Raw genomic sequence first — 16,705 nt, 5'->3', positions numbered from 1 at the left:
GGCGGGGCGCAGGCCAGCGCGGTGCCGACGAACCCGTCGTACGGGCACGTGACGTGTGCCTACGATGGATTCAGCGACGCGTGGGTCGGCGGATACGATGTGGCCGGAGCCGGCACCCAGTACGACCACCGGCGTGGCGCGACGGCGTCGCCCTAGCCCTGTGGGCAGCAGAAGGGGGGTCGCGAGTCGGCCCTAATCCCATCCGAGACGACCAGGGGTGTTGGGGCCGTGCGACACATGATGTGGGTGAAACGCGTTCGTGACGAGCGGGGCTTCACGCTCATCGAGTTGATGATCGTGATCCTCGTCATCCTGGTGCTGGCGGCGATTCTGATCCCGCAGTTCGGTCTGGCGCGTGAGCGGGCGCGGAAGTCGACGTGCGTCAGCAACCAGCGGAACCTCGAGACCGCGGTGGCGATGTGGCAGGCTGACAATCCGGGCGTGGCCCTGACCGGCGGCAAGTTGAAGAACTCGGTTCCGAGCGCCGCGACACTGAGCAGCACGCAGTATGCCGTGCAGGGCATGTACGCCGAGCCGGACGACACCGGGGTCACGGACGGTTCCGACTACTATCTCTCCAACGGGTCCGCGAGCGGCGCGGCGGCCAGCGCCGCGTCAACGAATCCCTCGTACGGCCACGTGGCCTGCGCCGCGGACCAAGTTGCCGATCCCTGGGTTGGCGGCTACGACGGCACGCTCGGGACGGTCGGCGGCATCAATCACACCCGCGGCACCACCGCGTCTCCGTAGTTCTGAAGGGGGCACCATGAGCGGGGTCCGGGCTCAGACCCTGGCCGGAAACCCCGGCGCGGCATACCGCGGCGGCCTCTCCGCGGATCGCCGGCGCGCGGAGTCGGCGGTTCTCGTGCTGGCCGTCGGCGGCGCGGCGGCGGCGCTGCCGTTCGTCGTCGTGCCGGCGTGGTACGACGCCTACTATTGGCCCAAGGTCTGTGTCCTCTACGCCGCGGTGGGCCTTGGCGCCCTCCAGGCGCTTCGACTCGAAGGCGCCGGGTGGCTCCGGTCTTTTCGAGATCCGCTGGGGGCGCCGCTGATCGTCTGGCTGGGGGCGCTCGCGGCGGCGACGGCACTGTCCGTCAACCCGCTGCTGAGCGTCGTCGGTGAGGACTACCGGTACGAGGGACTGCTCACGTGGCTCGCCTACGCGACATTGGCCGCGCTGGCGGCGAGGACCCTTCGGTCGCCCCGACGCCTCAGAGTGATCCTGGTTGCGATCCTGGCCGCCGCCGGGGTGATGAGCGTGCTGGCCCTGCTGCAGCATGGGGGCCTGTCCCCGGTGCCCGAGGATGTCGTGCGCCGGGGTTGGGTACGGGCGTGGGGCACGACGGGGAACCCCATTGCCCTCGGCGCGTACACGGTGCTGCTGTTTCCACTCGCGCTCGCGCTCTACGCCGCCGAAAACCGGCCCGGCCGGCGGCTCGCCTACGGCGCGCTGGCCCTGCTGTTGTACGCGGCGATGATCGCCGCCGAGGCCCGCGCCGCATGGGGGGCGTTTGCCCTCGGGACCTCGGCGTGGGGCCTTGCCGTAGGCTCGGCCGCGGTGCGCCGCGCGGCGCGGCATCTCGCGGTGCTGGCGATCCTGTGTGCGGCTGTTGCGCCCGCGGTGCTCTTGACCGGGCCGCTCGCGACCGGGCACGCCCTCGAGCAAGTACCCAGCGCGGGGGACGCGGTGCAGCGCATCTTTCTCTGGCGGACGGCGGCTCCGCTCGTGCTCGAACGGCCGTGGCTCGGCTGGGGACCCGAGACGCTCGCGCAAGTCTATCCGGCGTACGGGACGCCGGCGTTTGTCCGTGTGTTCCCGGCGGCCGCGACGCAGAGCGTGATCGTGGATCGTCCGCACAACGATCTCCTTCAACACGCGGTCGCTGCGGGGTTCGTCGGGCTCGGGGCGTACGTCTGGCTCTGGTACACGGTGCTTCGCATGACGTGGCGGGCCGCCCGCGTCCGCGGGGCAGGCGATCACGGGCTGCGGCGCGGAGACGATCGGCGGTCGCTCTTGGCGGATCCACCGGTCATTGCCGCCGGCCTCTTTGGCGGCTTCGTCGCGTACCTCGCGCAACTGCAGCTCTCCTTTAGCTACGTCAGCGTGGCGCCGGTCTTCTGGGTCCTCGTGGGCGCCGCCGCGGCCCTTCGCCCCCGCGTCGCCTGGCGCGGCCCCGCGCTCGAGCGCCTCCCGCGCCGCGGCGGTCCGCGCGTCTAAAATCACCCGCCGCACGGCATAACAGACGATACGACCGTGCGTACGCCTATGCGACTCCTAACGGCAATGGGGCCAATCCGTCCCGCTCTCGCGGGCGAAGGCGGGTTCACCCTGATCGAGGTCATGTTCGCCATCGTGCTCATGACGATGGGGATGCTGACGGTGGCGGACGTGTACCCGCGGACGATGGCGCTCGCGCTGTACGGCAAGGATCAGACGCGCGGCACGAATCTCGCGCAGCAGCAGGTCGAGCTCTACCGCAACACCCCCTTGACGTCCTTTCCCAACCTCGTCGGTGACTACGGGAGCGGGGCGGTGCCGAGCCAGTACTTCGACCAGGATGGCAACGGCACGACGCCGAGCGCGGCGTACTTCACGCGCGACGTCCAGATCCAATACTGGCCGTGGAACAGCTCCACGAGCGGGTTTTCGGCGACGAACCCCTACACGCCCCCGACCGGATCGTACGTCTATCATGTGTCGGTGACGACGCACTGGCCCGTGCGCGGTCAGACGATCTACACGTCGGGGAACGTCGGCTCACCGAACGGCTGCGTGGCCGGCGGCGCCGCGGTGCAGGTCGGACTCGGGTGCGTCACCGTGAGCACCTTCGTGACACCGTAGAGGCGCGATGGACACAGACCGCCGCCGGCCTTGCCGCATCCCCCCGAGCGAAGGGGGCATGACGCTGATCGAGCTGATGGTCGTCCTGCTCATTCTGTCGGTGGCGTCGGGCGCGATGTTCTCCCTGTTGTTCAGCGTCCTCAAGGTGTACTGGAAGGGCGACCTGGCGACGCAGGTCCAGCAGGGGGCGCGCGTGTCCGTCGATCGGATGGTGCGCGATCTCCGGCAGTCGAGCACGATGATCAACGGGCAGACGGAGACCGTCGGCGCGACGTCGGTCACGTTCAACACGTCCTGCACGACGCCGCAGATCAGCGCGGCGCTGCCGCATCTCGCGACCATCACCCTCACCGACGGTTCCAGCATCTATGCTACGGACCCGAATTCGTCCGGCGTGATTCCGTACAGCGGCTGGTACGTCTCCTACTACCTCGCGGCGGCGTCGAACAGCGCGACGCCGAACACGGCCGGCCCGTACCTCATCCGCGCGTCGTACGATCTCGTCGGCAACACGATCACGCTGGCGACCGTGGCCGGCAACGTCACCAACCTGGCCTTCGCTGCCGCCGGAGGCGGGTGTCCGACGACCTCGACGGCGGAGTTCACGGTCACGCTCACGGCGTCTCAGCAGGCGACCGGCCAAGCCGTGAGCTCGCAAACGATAGTCACCGACGACGTGATGCTCCGAAACAGCAACCCATGATGCGGGCGACGACCTCCGGCGACGCTCAACGGCGCTCGGCGGCCGGCTCCGGCCGAACCGCCGCTATGCGCCGGGCGCTTGCCTCGGAACGGGGCACCGCGCTCATCATCGCCGTGATCATGATCACGATCATGGGCCTCTTCCTGTTCGGATTCCAGATGCTGAACCTGGGCGAGCTCAATTTCGGCGGGTACAGCCGCAACAGCACGCTGGCGTTCGATCTCGCCGAGGCCGGGGTCCGGGAAGGGGTCAAACGGCTTGCCTTGTTTGGCGCAACGCCGGGAACGACGTGCTTCGTGAACAGCATGGCGACCGCGGTGTGCGGGAGCAGCACCTCGACCCCGAACCCCAACACCGTCGTGTACCAATCGCCGCTCGCCAGCAACAGCGCGATCTTTCCGATTCTGTCGCTCGGCACGATCAACTCGGCGTCGCGCGCGACGCGCGTCCTCGTGCTGGCGAGGGTCAAGAGCGGATTCGGCGACGTCATCATCGGTCCCCAGGTGACGTTTCAGGGCAATGCGTCCCCCATCGTCGGGGATACGTACGCGGACACGTCGATCCAGTTCCAGTCGTACGCCAAGTCTCCGGCGCCAGGATCCGGGGCGACGGCGACCACCCTGACCGGCCCGCAGGTCCTGGCGGGGACGACGATCTGTGACTTCACCGGGACTCCCGGTAACTGCCCGACCACCCCCTACAAGTACGAGTGCGCCAACAACTCGACCGCGGAAGTTGCTCCGACGGGCTGTACCACCCAGGGCGGCCGCGCCGTCGACAGCGGCAACAACACGCTGCCGGTCAATTGGCACCCGATGACGCCGCTCGCCATGTCGGGGGCCGACTTCAGGGCCATCATCAATCAGTGCTACCCTAACTTGTGCGCCGGTACGTTCAACATGACGATCGTTCCGGCACAAACGGATGGGGCGGTCATCACCAACTATTCGCCGGTGTCGTACACGCCGTCGTACTGGAGTGCCTCCGGCAGCGGCAAGGTCCTGCTGGTGGTCGCGCAACAGGCGTTCTGCGTGACCGGGAGCACGGTCGCGCTGCCGTCCGGGTCGCCGTTGTCGTGCGGCGCCGGCCGCTTCTACGGCCAGACCGGTGCGACGATGCGGTACCTCGATTGGGATCTCGTGCAGGACGATCTGACGCGGGGAGCGGCGCGGACGTTCTTCCAGGCGTCGTCGTGCACCGCGCCGTGCGCCAACGCGGGCAACGAGAACGGCGTCCGGTACATCCCGTTGATCCCCGTCATCCAGCCGCTCTCGCTCGCCTGCAACACGAACATTTCCCCGGGCATCAACGCCTTTTACAATACGTCGGGCGACGGGAAGACGTGCGCCAATCCGCCGACTGTGGCGGGGAGCACCACCTTTAGCGGGACAAAGTCCAATCCCGAGTTCCTCGTGATCGACAACGGCGCGCCCGGCGGCACGCCGACGCAGCTCTTCGGCTCCATCACCAGCGGCAACACGAGTTGCAGCACCCAGTTCGACAACTACAACTGGGGCGTCATCATGGCCACCGGCGACGTCGATCTGCAGGCGGGCTTCAAGTTCACCGGATACATCTACACGCCGGGGAACGTGTTCAGCCACGGCAACGTCGCGATCCAGGGCGGCATTTTCTCGGCGAACAACGCCTCCAGCAGCGCCCAGGTCAACCAACTCGACGATTTGGGCACTGTAAACTTCTGCGGAGGCAACAACACTGACGTAGTGCTGAATTCGCAGTTCTACACGTTTTCGGACGTCACGTGGCAGGACCGGCCGGCGGCAGCGCCGTGAGGCTTGGCGAGAGGACGTGAGACGATGGCACGGCACAGTGGGGCGCTCGGAGTGGATATCGGCAGCGCCGCGATCAAGATCGTCGAGATCTCGGGCGACGCCAATGGGACGGCCGGGAGGAGCGGGATGGCGGTGCGCGCGGCCGCATCGACCCCCACGCCGGCCGGCACGATGGAAGAGGGACGCATCACCGATCCGCAGGCGATCGGCCGGGCGCTGCGCGAGCTCGTCCAGCGCGCCGGGATCCGCACGCGCCGGGCGGTGGCCGCGGTGAACGGCCAGGTCGCCCTGATGCGGGAGGTCCGCATGCCGCCGCTGCCGCCCGAGGAGATCCGGCAGGCCGCGCGCTTCGAGGTGGAGCGGTATCTGCCTTACCCGATCGCCGAGGTCACGTTCGACTCCGTCGTGCTGGGTGAGAGCCGCGACAACGGCAACAGCCGGACGGACGTCCTCGTGGTGGCGGCCCGCACCGACGTGCTGCACCAGCACGCGGCCGCCCTCCAGGCCGCCGGGCTCGAACCCGCGGTCTTGGAGGTCGAGCCGCTGGCGGTCGCGCGCGCGGTGACGAGCCATGCCCCCTCCGAGCACGTCACGGCGTGCATTCATCTGGGTTCGAGCGTGACGATGATTCTGGTCGCCGAGGGTGAGGCGCCGCGCGTCATTCGCACCGTGGCGTTCGGCGCGACGCAACTTCTGGAAACCATGGCATCGCAGCTGGATGCGGCCGGCGAAGCGCCGAGCGCGCTGCTGACGCGCCTCGCCGCGGCCGGGGAGGGAGGGCCGCCCGGTCTGCGCGAGGCGCTCGACGACAGCCTCGCCTCGCTGGTCACGGAAATCCGCCGGTCGCTCGAGTACTACGGCGGCCGGTACCGCGCCGTTGTCCCGGACCGCGTCGTCGTGACCGGCGGCGGCGCCGCACTGCCGGGAATCACCGCCTCGCTGACCACTGCGCTCGACATGCCGGTGACGCTGGGCGACCCATTCGCCGATCTCGGCGGACCGCCGGACGGCGGGGGGCCTGAGCCGGGCGCGGCATACGCCGTCGCCGCCGGGCTGGCGCGGAGAGGAGTGGACGAATGATCCGCATCAACCTGCTGCCGCAGCGCAGTCGCCGGCGGCTTATTCCGGAATCGGGCGTCGTGTTGGTTGCCCTGCTCGTGATCGGCGCGCTGGCCGGGTCGTATTCGTGGGCCCTCTGGCGGAACCGTCAGGTGGCGGCACAAACGGCGGCGATCAACCAGAAGCTGGTAGTGGCCCGCCGGCAGGCCGCCGAGGTGCTCGCGCTCGAGGCCACGATCGCGGATCTCAAGGCCCGGGAGAGTCTGCTCCAATCGCTCGAGGCTCGACAGGTGCCGTGGCCCGAGATGCTCACGGATCTCGCCGGCCGCACGCCGCGTGACGCCTGGCTTGCCACCGCCGCGGTGAACAGCAGCGGCGGGCTGTCGCTGGCGTTGCAGGGGTCGGCTCTCTCGTTCGATGCGGTGGCGCGGTTCATGACGGCGCTCGGCGGTTCGCCATTCTACAGCGACGTCAGTCTGCAGGCGGCCCAACGCACCGCCGTGGGTACGGCATCGGCCGTCCAGTTTGGATTGTCGCTCAGTATGCGCCCCCTGCCCTCCGCGACCACGCCGGCCGGTCCGGCGACGAAGCCGGCCACCAAGGAGCCGTCCCGATGATCAGTCGCCGCGAACGTCTCATGCTCATCGTCGCCATCGTCCTGCTGGGCGGGATCGTCTTCAAGTACCTCATCTACGATCCGCAGCAGGCCCAGTATGAGACCCTGGTCACGGCGCGCGACGCCGCCGCCGCAGAGCTGGCCCGGGACGAACGGGTCATCGCGCGCGCGGAACAGGACCGCGCGGAGTACGACCGCATCCGCACCTACATCGCGACCGTGGAGCAGAAGCTGCCGCTGCGCGAGGAGATCCCCGCGCTGCTGACGGCCATGGAGCAGTTCACGCAGCGGGTCGGCGTGACGTTTCAGAGCATCCGTCCCGGCTCCCTGACGCCCGTGACCGCGCCGTCGACCGGGAGTCCGGCGCCGCAGACCGGAAGCCGAGTTCAACGGCCGGCCCCGGGGCAACCTCCGACCCGGGCGACCGCCTATTCGTCGGTGCCGGTCGACATCACGGTGACCGGGACCTTTGCGCAGACCGTGGAGTATCTTCGGGGACTTCGGAGCTTTCCCCGACTCGTGATCGTGGACTCGATCTCGCTCACGCCGCAGATTTTCCCCAAGCTCGGCGTGTCGATCAAGGCGGAGATCTACACGCTCGGCATCCCGGCCGAACAGGCCCTGCAGGGAGGGCATTGACGTGGCGCGCCTCCGCCGTTTTGTCGAGAAGCATCTGATCGCGGTCGCGATCATCGCGCTGGCAGTCGTGGCCTTCACCGTGTGGAAGATCGTGGAGGGCATCGGCCCCACGGGGGCCCCGGCGGCGACCGTGCCGTCGGTGACCCGCCCCGCCGCCGCCCCGTCCCCAAGCGGGTCGCCCGCTTCGCCGAGCGCCCACGCGTCGAGCGGTGCGTCAGGCGGGCAACCGCAGGCTGGTCAGCCGGCCGCGGGCGGCGCCGCCCCGCGAGGCGCAGCAGCGCCGGAGCGGTCGAGCCCTCCGCCGCCGGGTGCGGGGCGGCCTGATCCGTTTTCTCCGCTGGTTTCTCCGTCGTCGGCCTCGCCCGGCGGGACCACGCCGGGTGGCGTCGCAGCGCTGCCTCCCGTGCCGCCGTTGTCGCCGCTGGCGGTGCCGGGTATGCGAGGATCCGGGGCGGCCGGTCCCGGCGGCCCCGCGGCGCCCGACTCCGCCGGGCCTCGGGCCCAGTGGCATCTTACCGGGATCGTGTACGGTCCGACGGCGCTGGCCATCCTCAGTGACGGCGGGGGCTCCTACATCGTCGGTCCCGGAGACCCTCTCGGATCCGGCGTGCGCGTTCTCGCCGTTGATGCGGTCGACAGCAGTGTGACGCTCGGCTGGAACAACCAATCATGGCAGCTTCACCTTGGAGGGGGGACGACTCAATGAGACCGGCTCGACCGATCCTCGGACCGACGGTCCGGCTTCGCCTGACCGCGTGGGCCGGGGCCCTGGCCCTTCTGTGCACCGCCCTGCCGGCCGGGGCGCTCGCGGGCACCGCCGCTGATCCGGCCACCATCCAGCGGATCCGGACGGTGGTGGAAGCCGGCGCAGTGGAGGTCGGCATCGAAGCGACCGGACCAATTCAATACCGCACCGGGGTGCTCAGCGACCCGGTACGGTATGTGATTGATCTCCCTGACACGAAGAACGGGGTCACCTGGGCTGCGCAACCGGTCGAGATCGGCGCGCTCCAGGCCGTCCGCGTCAGTCAGCTCACCGACGCACCCCCGGTGACGCGGATCGTCATCGACCTCGCGAAGCCGGTCCGCTGGTCTATCCGGCAGTCCTCGCCGGGCGTGATAGTCGCCCGGCTGGAGCTACCTCAGGCGCATGGACCCGCCGCGAGTCCCTGGAGTGATGCGGCCGCGACGCCGGCCCCCCTCGACGCCGGCTCGGCCGCGACAGGCCCTGAGCGGCCCACCGGCGCGGGGACGACCGGCGCGCGGGGGATCGTTGCGCAGGCGCCGAGCAATGCGCCCCCTGCCGGAGTACCCGGGATCATGGTCGCCCCGCAGCCGAGCGGCACCGGCGGCCGGACGTTGACCCTGGATCTGCGCGACGCGCAACTCGGCGATGTCATCGACGCGCTCGCGCGCCTGTGCGGCATCAACGTGGTCACGGATTCGTCCGTGAGCGGGCAGAAGGTGACCGTGCACCTTGTCAACGTCACCTGCGACGAGGCATTTCGCTACTTGCTGGATGCCAACAGACTCGGGTACCGGCGCGTCGGCGAGACACTGATCGTCCAGCCCATTGCGCAGCTCACGCCGCCGCCGCCCGGCCCGGTCGTGCGGGTCTATCGGCTGCAGTATCTCCAGCCGCCCCTGGGAGTGCCGGAGGCGCTTGTCGGCGGCTCCAGCTCCGGCAGCGCCCAGCTGACAGGCGGCGCCGGGCCGGTCAAGAAAGACATCGCCGCGCTCCTGCAGTTGTTTGCCGGGACCGGCGCCCAGATCGCGTACGACGACCGGAGCAACTCGCTCGTCGTCAACGGCACCCCCGCGCAGCAGGAGGCCGTCGTCACTCTGCTGCGTCAACTCGACGTGCCGATTCCCCAGGTCATGGTGCAGACGTTGGTGGTGGACATCAGCGCTACGTCGCTGCAGAGTCTCGGCGTGGAATGGTCGATTGCGAACGGCGTTGGCTTTACCGAAGCCGCGCCGGGCCCCGGGCAGTTTGGGATCGGCCCGGTTACCCGCGACGCGTTGATGGCCAAGCTGCACGCGTTCGTTCAGACCGGCTACGCGAAAGTGCTGAGCGACCCGCGGCTCATGACGTACGACGGACAAGAGGCGCTGATCTTTGCCGGCGACCAGATCCCGATCGTGAACACCACCACGTCGGGCAACCCGCCCGTCACGAGCCAGACGGTGACGTTCCAGCCCATCGGCGTCACTCTGAAGTTCGTACCGAAGATCAACGCCGACCGGACCATCGACGTGCTGGTGCACCCGCTGGTGACCACGGCGACGTCGTTTACGGCCGCGACGGCGCAAAATCCCAACGGCCTGCCGATCATCGCGACCCGCGAGGCGGTGACCAGCCTGCGGGTGGCCGAGTCGGACTCGGTCGTCATCGGCGGGCTGATGCGGTATTCGGACGTCAAGAACCTCGCCAAGATTCCGCTCCTCGGCGATCTGCCGCTGATCGGAGAGCTGTTCCGGTTCCACACGAACAACCACTCGGAGTCGGAAGTCGTGATCATTCTCACGCCGCGCATCGTGGCCACCGGGCAGCCGGTCCAACCGCAGTGAGCCTCCGCGTCTCGGTGGCCGGTCTGCTCGTCGCGCTCGCCGCGGCCGCCCCGGGGGGGCCGGCCGCGGCGGCGAATTCTCATGATCTCCTGACGGCGGGCTGGCAGGCATATCAGGCGGGGGATATGGCCTCCGCGCAGGCGACGTTTGCCCGTGCCGCCGCGGCGTCGCCGGCCTCCGCGACGCCGGCGGTCTGGCTCGGCGCGGTGCTGGTAGTGCGGGGAGACCGTGCCGGTGCGCGGCAGTGGTTTCGGGCGGTCCTCGCTCTTCATCCCACGGTCGCCGAGGCCGGGTACGCGGAAGCGTGGCTGGCACGGCTCGGCATCGAGACGGAGCGTCCTCGCTGGCGGGTGGGCACGCTCGACGGGCTCGCGCAGTTCGTCCGGGCCTCGAACCCGCGGCTGTCCCCCGGGCAGGCACTGTGGGTGGCGCATGCCATTCGCACCGCAGCCGGCGGCGAAGGGTTCGACGAGCGGATCCTCGCCGCCGTCCTGTACATCGAGAGCCGGTTCGAGCACCAATCGATCTCGTCCGCCGGCGCCGAGGGGCTGGGGCAGTTGATGCCCGGCACAGCCGCCGGCCTCGGCGTGGATCCGCGCGATCCCTGGCAGAATGTTCTCGGCGCGGCCCGTCTCCTGCGGGCGGACTACGGGGAATTCCGAAGCTGGCCGCTCACCTTCGCCGCCTACAATGCGGGGAGCGGGGCGGTCCGCCGGTGGAATGGGATTCCGCCGTACGCGGAGACGCAGTGGTACGTCTGGGCCGTGGTGTGGGTCTACGACGGTCTGGGAGTGTAAGCCGATGCCGCAGCATCGAGTTTCGCGCACGTCGCATCAACCGGAGGGGAGATCGATGCGATACCGGACATGGCTCGGCCGCGTGGCCCTCGTTTCGCTCATCGCCGTCGCCGCGGCGCATCCGTGGCGCGCCGCCATCGGTGCGGCGCCGGTAGTTCCGGGCGTCGGACTCGCCGACATCGAGCTCGGTATGCCGATCACCGAGGTGCTGGTCCGCTTCGGCACGCCGTCGGCTGTCCGGCTCATCGGCGGCGACGGCCTGCTCGGTTACGGCTTCGATCGGTACGGTATCACGGTGTACACCCGCGCCGATGTGGTCCAAGCCGTCGCGACGACGAGCAGTGTGCTCTCGGTCAACGGCATTCGCCTCGGGGCGTCGACGCACGAGGTCATGCAGGCCCTGGGTCCGGCCTACACGCCGGCAACCGTCGAAGGCTACCCCGGCGTCGTCTACGCCGGGCTTGGCGTGGCCTTCGGACTGGACCGCGACGCCGTGGCCTCCATGATGGTCTTCAGGCCGATGGCAGCGACGCCGGCCCAGCAACGGCCGTCGCCGGCGGCGCCTGCGACTTCGCAGGCACCGAGCGTGCTCACAGCGATCGCCTCAGTACCGGCCGGTTTCGTGCCCGGGAAGGTCGTGCCCTCGGCTGCGACCACGCCCGCCGGCCCTGCAAGCGCGCCCGGCACATCACCAAGCCTGCCCGACGTCAGCCACCTGAGGCCGTACTCGGCGGAAACACACTTTCTCTCGCTCACGGGATACCTGCGGTACCTGGTTCACGATGTGTCCAAGACCTGGATCACGACGGACCAAGAGCAACGCCTGATGCAGCAGAACGATAACCCGGGACTGCGGTAGGTCGGCGCGGAGGCCCGACGGGTGTAATCTCGGGGTCGCGGCGTCGCCGACAAGGGAACCCAGGCCGGCGCGCGAATACGCGGTGACATGGTTCGGCGCGCGCCAATCCCGCGGCCAGACGGCCGACGCACGCTCACGCCAAGCGCGGGACAGGGGCACCCCGGTGGGTGAAGCCGTCGCATTCGTGCTGGGGGCCGTGTTCGGGAGTTTTGCCAACGTCCTGATTCACCGGCTCCCCCGCCGTGAATCGATCGTCGCTCCACGGTCGCACTGCCCCGCGTGCGGAGCGCCGATTCGACCCTGGGACAACATCCCGATCATCAGTTACCTGGTCCTTCGCGGACGTTGCCGCTCCTGCCGGGTCCGGATCTCGCCGCGGTACCTCATCGTCGAAATCGCGACCGGCGCGCTCATGGCCGGCGTGGTGTGGCGGTTCGGCTTCTCCCTCGCGGCCCTGCGCTACGGGGTGCTGGCGTTTGCCCTGCTCGTCGTGTTCTTTACGGACCTGGAGCACCAGATCATCCCGAACGCGGTCACGTATCCGGGGACGGTCGTGGGGATCATTCTGAGCGCGGCGTCCGGGGCGCTCGGGCCGTCTGTGGTTGCCGCGGTCGCGGCGGGCGCCGTGTTCTTGCTCCTCAGCCTCGTCAGCCGCGGCGGCATCGGCGGCGGCGATATCAAGCTCGCGGCCATGATCGGGGCATTTCTCGGCACGCCGGCGGTGGTCGTGGCGCTGTTCCTGGCCGTCGCGCTCGGCGCAGCGGCGGGACTGGTGCTGCTGGCGCTCCGGCTGCGGAACCGCAAAGACATGATTCCCTTCGGTCCCGCGATGGCGGCCGGCGCAATGATCGCCGTCTTTGGCTCCAACGCCATCGTGCAATGGTACGTATCGAGGATTCTCTGACGGCGGCACGATTTGATGCCGGCCTGGAGGCTCCCGCCGCGAACCCCGGCAAGCAGTGAGTCCGCGCGCCGCGACGGCCGGCGAGGCGGAGCGCCGGGCGGATCGCAGGTCGCCGGTCTGACTTGCTGGACCCGCTCAGCCTGCCGGTGCCGCACCGGCCGGTAGCGGGCGACGCGCAGGGCGACGGCGATCACCAGGCCCAGGATGCATAGGACCACCACGACTTCGATGAGCGTAAAACCCCGCTCTCCGCACAGACGCCCGCGCAGCGACGCGCCGATGGCTCATCCCTCCGTTCCGCCGTGCCCGGTCGGCCGGTCGATGTTCGCCGCAACGAGCATGACGCCTTCGCCCGGACTTTGCGCCGCCCGTCCTGCCGCGACGGCAAGGCCGGCCAGCACCCAGAAAACGTTCGTGTCGCCGATGTGGCTCCACAGGAATTGCAGCCACACGAAGTACGCGGCGAATCCGGCCAAGATCCCGGTGGCTTCCGGCCGCACCGGCGAGGTGGCCGTGCGGGCCGCGCCGTGGAGCGCGCGCACTGCTGTCGCCCAAATCCAGATATACGCCGCGAGTCCCGCGAGCCCCATGTTCACGGAGACTTGAAGCAGATCGTTATGGGCCACGTCGATGAGCACGGAGCCGTGTCCGAATACCCGGTAGTAGCCGGGGGTCCCGATTCCGGGGAGATGCCCCTGCACGGACGAGAATCCCCACCCGAGCACGGGCCGCTCGGCAATCATCGGGACGGTGTGCGCCCAGATCCACCGCCGCTGCTGCATCGCGGTGTCCGCCGGATTGAGGGCAGATGCCGCCCGGCCCGTGAACGAGACCCGCGGCTGCGTTAGCATCATGAGGACGGTGACCGCGGCAAAGGCCAGACCCAGGAGCGCAAGCCGCCGCCGCGCCCCTGCCGGCCGCGGCAGGAACCGGAGCAGGACGACGGCCGCCGGCACGCACGCCGCCCAGGCGGACCGCGTCTGCGAGCCGAGCAACGCCGCGTAGAGCAGCGTGCTCGCCCCGGCATAGCCCCACCACGATCGCCGGTCGGCCGCGGTCGCCGCCATCGCCACCCCGATCGGCAGGACGAGACTCGCGTAGCCGCCCAGGAAATCCGGGTTGGCCAAGGTGCCCCAGCTGTAGAACCCGTAGTCGAGGCCCCGGCTGCCGATCCAGCGCGTCGCATCGACGCCGTAGTATTGGGCGACGCCTGCGGCGCCGATGAGCGCCGCCGCCCCCAGGAGTACCGTCAGGAGTTCCCGGATCTCGCGGTACCCGAGCCGCGCCGCCGCGAGCGCCATCGGGAGGTAGACGAGGTAGTCGAGCAGCCCTTCGCCGCGGATCGCGGTGGGCACGAGACTCATCCGCGGATTCACGCCGAACACGGTCGAGGCGACGGCCAGCGCCAGGAACGCGATGGCCGGCGCGTCGAGATCGCTGCGGCCTGCCGGCGTTCCGGAGCGCAGCGACAGGAGCGCGCCGATCAGCAGCACGCACCCGGCCAGCAGCGTCCCCGTCACCTTCATCTCGTTCATCGGCAGCAGGGGAACCCCCGCCGCGCAGACGACGAGCGCGACCATCACGGTGCGCCGGGCGAACGCCGCGGTCCCCACGGCGCGGACTCTATTGAAAGGAGGGACGAGCATGCCGAGAAGTTGCGGCTCCTGCCTACGCGAGGTACTTTTCCGCTGTCACGAGCTGCCGAGCCCGCTGATAATGGAGCGCGGGACTCTCGTATCGACAAGCGCGTCCGCCGGGACAAACGGTCCGTCGGCGCGCGCGCCGCGCTCAATGCGGTGGCGAAAAATTCCCATCTCGGCCCCCATGATAGCATCGCGCGCGCGGTTCGCGTTGACACCCGTGCGAGGGGGATGCTATCCTCAGTCTTGCCCCGTGCCGCTCTCCGCGGGACACGAGTCTACATCTGAGGGCAGGAGGTCCCGGGTGGGCGAGAACGAGGACGTCATCACCCTGCTGGACGAAGAAGGCGTCGAGCACGAGTTCAGCATCGTGGACGTCCTGGAAGTCAGCGAGCGTCGTTACGCGATCCTCCAACCGTTGGAGGCGGGCGAAGAGCAGGACACGGCGGTGATCTTCCGGATGGAAGGCGACGCGCTCGTCACGATCGAGGACGACGACGAGTTCGAGCGCGTGCGTCAGGCGTTCGAGGCGGACACGGACGCCGGCCTGCCCACAGGTGGGGATGCCGAAACCCGCAACGGCGCCGGGGAGGTCGAGCGCACTCCCGGGAACGGCGACGGCGGTCTGCCTCCGGGCAATCACAATACAACCTCGTCGCACTGACGGGGCGCGGGACGGCGGCGTGGGGCGGTGGCTCCGGCCTGACGCCCAGGCCGACTCCATCTACGCGGTCGACCCGTCGGTGCTTCATGCCCGCGGCATTCGCGGCGTGATCCTCGATCTCGACAACACGATCGTGCCCTGGGGGGCCTGGGACGCACCGGCCACGCTGGGGCCGTGGATCGCCGCGGCGCGCGCGGCCGGCCTTCGTCTCTGCATCGTCAGCAACAACGCGGGGGCCCGCGTGGCGCACCTCGCCGCGACGCTCGATCTTCCCGCGGTCGCGGGCGCCTGGAAGCCGCGCCGCCGCGCCCTGCGCCGGGCCCTCGGCCTGATGGGCACCGCGCCCGACGCGACCGCGCTCATCGGCGATCAGGTCTTCACCGACGTGCTCGGCGGCAACCGGCTCGGACTGCACACGATCCTCGTGCGCCCGCACTCACGCCGCGAGTTCATGCTGACCCGGCTCACTCGGCTGGCGGAGCGGCTGGTGGGCAGGACCCGCCGCCGGGGGGCGTGATGCTCGCCGTCGCCGGCCACCTCGAGCGGACCCGCGTGTACCTCGCCGGCGCGTCCGTTGACGCCCTGCTCATCGCGCGGCCCGAGAACCGGCGCTACGTGACCGGCTTCACCGGCTCGGCGGGGCTCGTGGTGGTCACCGCGGCGCAGGCGCTGCTCGCGGTCGACTTCCGGTACTACGACCAGGCCGAAACACAGGCCCCGGCCTGCCGGGTCATTCGCGGCGGCGCCGATCCCGCCGCGGCCGTGGCCGAGGCGCTCAAGGCCGCGCCGCCGGGCCGCGTCGGGTTCGAATCGGAATTCCTCCCGTACGCGCAGGTCGAGCGGCTGCGCGAGCGCCTCGCCCCCGCGGAGCTCGTGCCGCTGGCGGACGTCGACCGCATCCGCTGGGTCAAAGACGCATCCGAGATTGCCGCCGTCGCGCGGGCGGCGGTGATCGCGGATGACGCGTTTGTCCATCTCCTCGAGGTGCTGCGCCCCGGGATGACCGAACAGGCGGCGGCGCTCGAGTTGGAAATCGCGATGCGCCGCGGGGGCGCCGAGCGCCTCGCGTTCGAGACCGTGCTCGCCAGCGGTCCCCGCGGGGCGCTGCCGCACGGCCGCGCCACAGACCGCGTTATGGAGCGGGGCGACTTCGTCACCGTGGACTTCGGCGCGGTCTGCGACGGGTACGTGTCGGACTGCACCCGCACGGTGGCCCTCGGGCATGCCGATCGCCGGCAGCGCGAGGTGTACCAGGCGGTGCTGGCGGCGCAGCAGCGGGCCCTCGAAGCGGTAAGGCCGGGGGTGGCCTGCCGGGACGTCGACGCGGCCGGCCGCGCGGTGATCGCGGCCGCCGGCTTCGGCGAGGCGTTCGGGCACGCGATCGGCCACGGGATCGGCCTCGACGTGCACGAGGGGCCGCCGGTATCGCCGCGGACGGACGCGGTGCTGGAGCCGGGCATGATCGTGACGATCGAGCCGGGCGTGTACGTGCCGGGGTGGGGCGGCGTCCGCATCGAAGACGCCGTGGCCGTGACGGACGCCGGCGCCCGGGTGCTGACCCACGTGTCGAAGGACCTGCTCGTGCTCGGCGGTTGACAGCCTCCCGGGTCCGCCGCTA

General features: G+C 69.9%; 17 protein-coding genes. 16 read left to right on the top strand and 1 reads right to left on the bottom strand.

Translation table 11 applies throughout. The features are described 5' to 3' along the window. Nucleotides 1-228: 228 nt before the first annotated feature. From VGZ23_20930 to VGZ23_20870, 13 genes are all read left to right on the top strand, one after another. Nucleotides 229-750, top strand: coding sequence for a type II secretion system protein (locus VGZ23_20930; protein ID HEV2360060.1), 522 nt, complete (start codon nt 229-231; stop codon nt 748-750). Between the two features lie 16 nt (nt 751-766). Continuing rightward, nucleotides 767-2,218 carry an O-antigen ligase family protein gene (locus tag VGZ23_20925; protein ID HEV2360059.1) on the top strand — a complete coding sequence of 484 codons (1,452 nt, stop codon included), beginning with the start codon at nt 767-769 and terminating at the stop codon, nt 2,216-2,218. Nucleotides 2,219-2,284: 66 nt separating this feature from the next. Beyond that, nucleotides 2,285-2,842: a prepilin-type N-terminal cleavage/methylation domain-containing protein gene (locus VGZ23_20920; GenBank protein ID HEV2360058.1), complete on the top strand. Its 558-nt coding sequence runs from the start codon at nt 2,285-2,287 to the stop codon at nt 2,840-2,842. 58 nt (nt 2,843-2,900) lie between these two features. After that, complete coding sequence (locus tag VGZ23_20915; GenBank protein HEV2360057.1) at nt 2,901-3,545, top strand: prepilin-type N-terminal cleavage/methylation domain-containing protein; 645 nt, start codon at nt 2,901-2,903, stop codon at nt 3,543-3,545. Nucleotides 3,546-3,610: 65 nt separating this feature from the next. Then, entirely contained in the window at nt 3,611-5,338 is a 1,728-nt protein-coding gene (locus VGZ23_20910) for a hypothetical protein (protein ID HEV2360056.1), read from the top strand. A gap of 24 nt (nt 5,339-5,362) precedes the next feature. Next, nucleotides 5,363-6,418, top strand: a complete 1,056-nt coding sequence (gene pilM / locus VGZ23_20905) for a type IV pilus assembly protein PilM (GenBank protein ID HEV2360055.1) — start codon at nt 5,363-5,365, stop codon at nt 6,416-6,418. After that, nucleotides 6,415-7,014, top strand: coding sequence for a PilN domain-containing protein (locus tag VGZ23_20900; GenBank protein ID HEV2360054.1), 600 nt, complete (start codon nt 6,415-6,417; stop codon nt 7,012-7,014). The genes pilM and VGZ23_20900 overlap by 4 nt, the downstream gene beginning before the upstream one ends. Next, a complete protein-coding gene (pilO, locus tag VGZ23_20895) occupies nt 7,011-7,652 on the top strand; it encodes a type 4a pilus biogenesis protein PilO (protein HEV2360053.1) in 642 nt (213 codons plus the stop codon). Before VGZ23_20900 ends, pilO begins: the two co-directional genes overlap by 4 nt. 1 nt (nt 7,653) lies before the next feature. Beyond that, complete coding sequence (locus VGZ23_20890; protein ID HEV2360052.1) at nt 7,654-8,358, top strand: hypothetical protein; 705 nt, start codon at nt 7,654-7,656, stop codon at nt 8,356-8,358. Beyond that, a complete protein-coding gene (locus tag VGZ23_20885) occupies nt 8,355-10,223 on the top strand; it encodes a secretin N-terminal domain-containing protein (protein ID HEV2360051.1) in 1,869 nt (622 codons plus the stop codon). Before VGZ23_20890 ends, VGZ23_20885 begins: the two co-directional genes overlap by 4 nt. Continuing rightward, nucleotides 10,220-11,020 (top strand): lytic transglycosylase domain-containing protein, encoded by an 801-nt coding sequence (locus tag VGZ23_20880; protein HEV2360050.1) that lies wholly within the window; start codon nt 10,220-10,222, stop codon nt 11,018-11,020. Before VGZ23_20885 ends, VGZ23_20880 begins: the two co-directional genes overlap by 4 nt. A gap of 55 nt (nt 11,021-11,075) precedes the next feature. Beyond that, a complete protein-coding gene (locus VGZ23_20875; GenBank protein ID HEV2360049.1) occupies nt 11,076-11,879 on the top strand; it encodes a hypothetical protein in 804 nt (267 codons plus the stop codon). A gap of 163 nt (nt 11,880-12,042) precedes the next feature. Further along, nucleotides 12,043-12,783 carry a prepilin peptidase gene (locus VGZ23_20870; protein ID HEV2360048.1) on the top strand — a complete coding sequence of 247 codons (741 nt, stop codon included), beginning with the start codon at nt 12,043-12,045 and terminating at the stop codon, nt 12,781-12,783. A gap of 284 nt (nt 12,784-13,067) precedes the next feature. Here the strand turns inward: VGZ23_20870 and VGZ23_20865 are convergent, their stop codons facing one another. After that, nucleotides 13,068-14,429, bottom strand: coding sequence for an O-antigen ligase family protein (locus VGZ23_20865; GenBank protein HEV2360047.1), 1,362 nt, complete (start codon nt 14,427-14,429; stop codon nt 13,068-13,070). Nucleotides 14,430-14,727: 298 nt separating this feature from the next. Between VGZ23_20865 and VGZ23_20860 the strand changes: the two genes are divergently transcribed. From VGZ23_20860 to VGZ23_20850, 3 genes are read left to right on the top strand one after another with little or no spacing between them, the layout of a single operon-like run. Then, a complete protein-coding gene (locus tag VGZ23_20860; protein ID HEV2360046.1) occupies nt 14,728-15,087 on the top strand; it encodes a DUF1292 domain-containing protein in 360 nt (119 codons plus the stop codon). A gap of 19 nt (nt 15,088-15,106) precedes the next feature. After that, entirely contained in the window at nt 15,107-15,604 is a 498-nt protein-coding gene (locus VGZ23_20855) for a YqeG family HAD IIIA-type phosphatase (protein ID HEV2360045.1), read from the top strand. Next, nucleotides 15,604-16,683 (top strand): aminopeptidase P family protein, encoded by a 1,080-nt coding sequence (locus tag VGZ23_20850; GenBank protein HEV2360044.1) that lies wholly within the window; start codon nt 15,604-15,606, stop codon nt 16,681-16,683. Before VGZ23_20855 ends, VGZ23_20850 begins: the two co-directional genes overlap by 1 nt. Nucleotides 16,684-16,705 lie beyond the last annotated feature (22 nt).

This window comes from bacterium, assembly GCA_035945995.1.
Classification (GTDB): domain Bacteria; phylum Sysuimicrobiota; class Sysuimicrobiia; order Sysuimicrobiales; family Segetimicrobiaceae; genus DASSJF01.
The sequence above is the reverse complement of the archived record's forward strand: the minus strand, read 5'-3'. Positions and strand labels throughout refer to the sequence as shown.

Bases quoted from the DNA above. Each gene is read 5' to 3' on its own strand.
- VGZ23_20925 (HEV2360059.1), top strand. From the start codon at position 767: ATGAGCGGGGTCCGGGCTCAGACCCTGGCCGGAAACCCCGGCGCGGCA.
- VGZ23_20920 (HEV2360058.1), top strand. From the start codon at position 2,285: ATGGGGCCAATCCGTCCCGCTCTCGCGGGCGAAGGCGGGTTCACCCTG.
- VGZ23_20915 (HEV2360057.1), top strand. From the start codon at position 2,901: ATGACGCTGATCGAGCTGATGGTCGTCCTGCTCATTCTGTCGGTGGCG.
- VGZ23_20910 (HEV2360056.1), top strand. From the start codon at position 3,611: ATGCGCCGGGCGCTTGCCTCGGAACGGGGCACCGCGCTCATCATCGCC.
- pilM (HEV2360055.1), top strand. From the start codon at position 5,363: ATGGCACGGCACAGTGGGGCGCTCGGAGTGGATATCGGCAGCGCCGCG.
- VGZ23_20900 (HEV2360054.1), top strand. From the start codon at position 6,415: ATGATCCGCATCAACCTGCTGCCGCAGCGCAGTCGCCGGCGGCTTATT.
- pilO (HEV2360053.1), top strand. From the start codon at position 7,011: ATGATCAGTCGCCGCGAACGTCTCATGCTCATCGTCGCCATCGTCCTG.
- VGZ23_20885 (HEV2360051.1), top strand. From the start codon at position 8,355: ATGAGACCGGCTCGACCGATCCTCGGACCGACGGTCCGGCTTCGCCTG.
- VGZ23_20875 (HEV2360049.1), top strand. From the start codon at position 11,076: ATGCGATACCGGACATGGCTCGGCCGCGTGGCCCTCGTTTCGCTCATC.
- VGZ23_20865 (HEV2360047.1), bottom strand. From the start codon at position 14,429: ATGCTCGTCCCTCCTTTCAATAGAGTCCGCGCCGTGGGGACCGCGGCG.
- VGZ23_20850 (HEV2360044.1), top strand. From the start codon at position 15,604: ATGCTCGCCGTCGCCGGCCACCTCGAGCGGACCCGCGTGTACCTCGCC.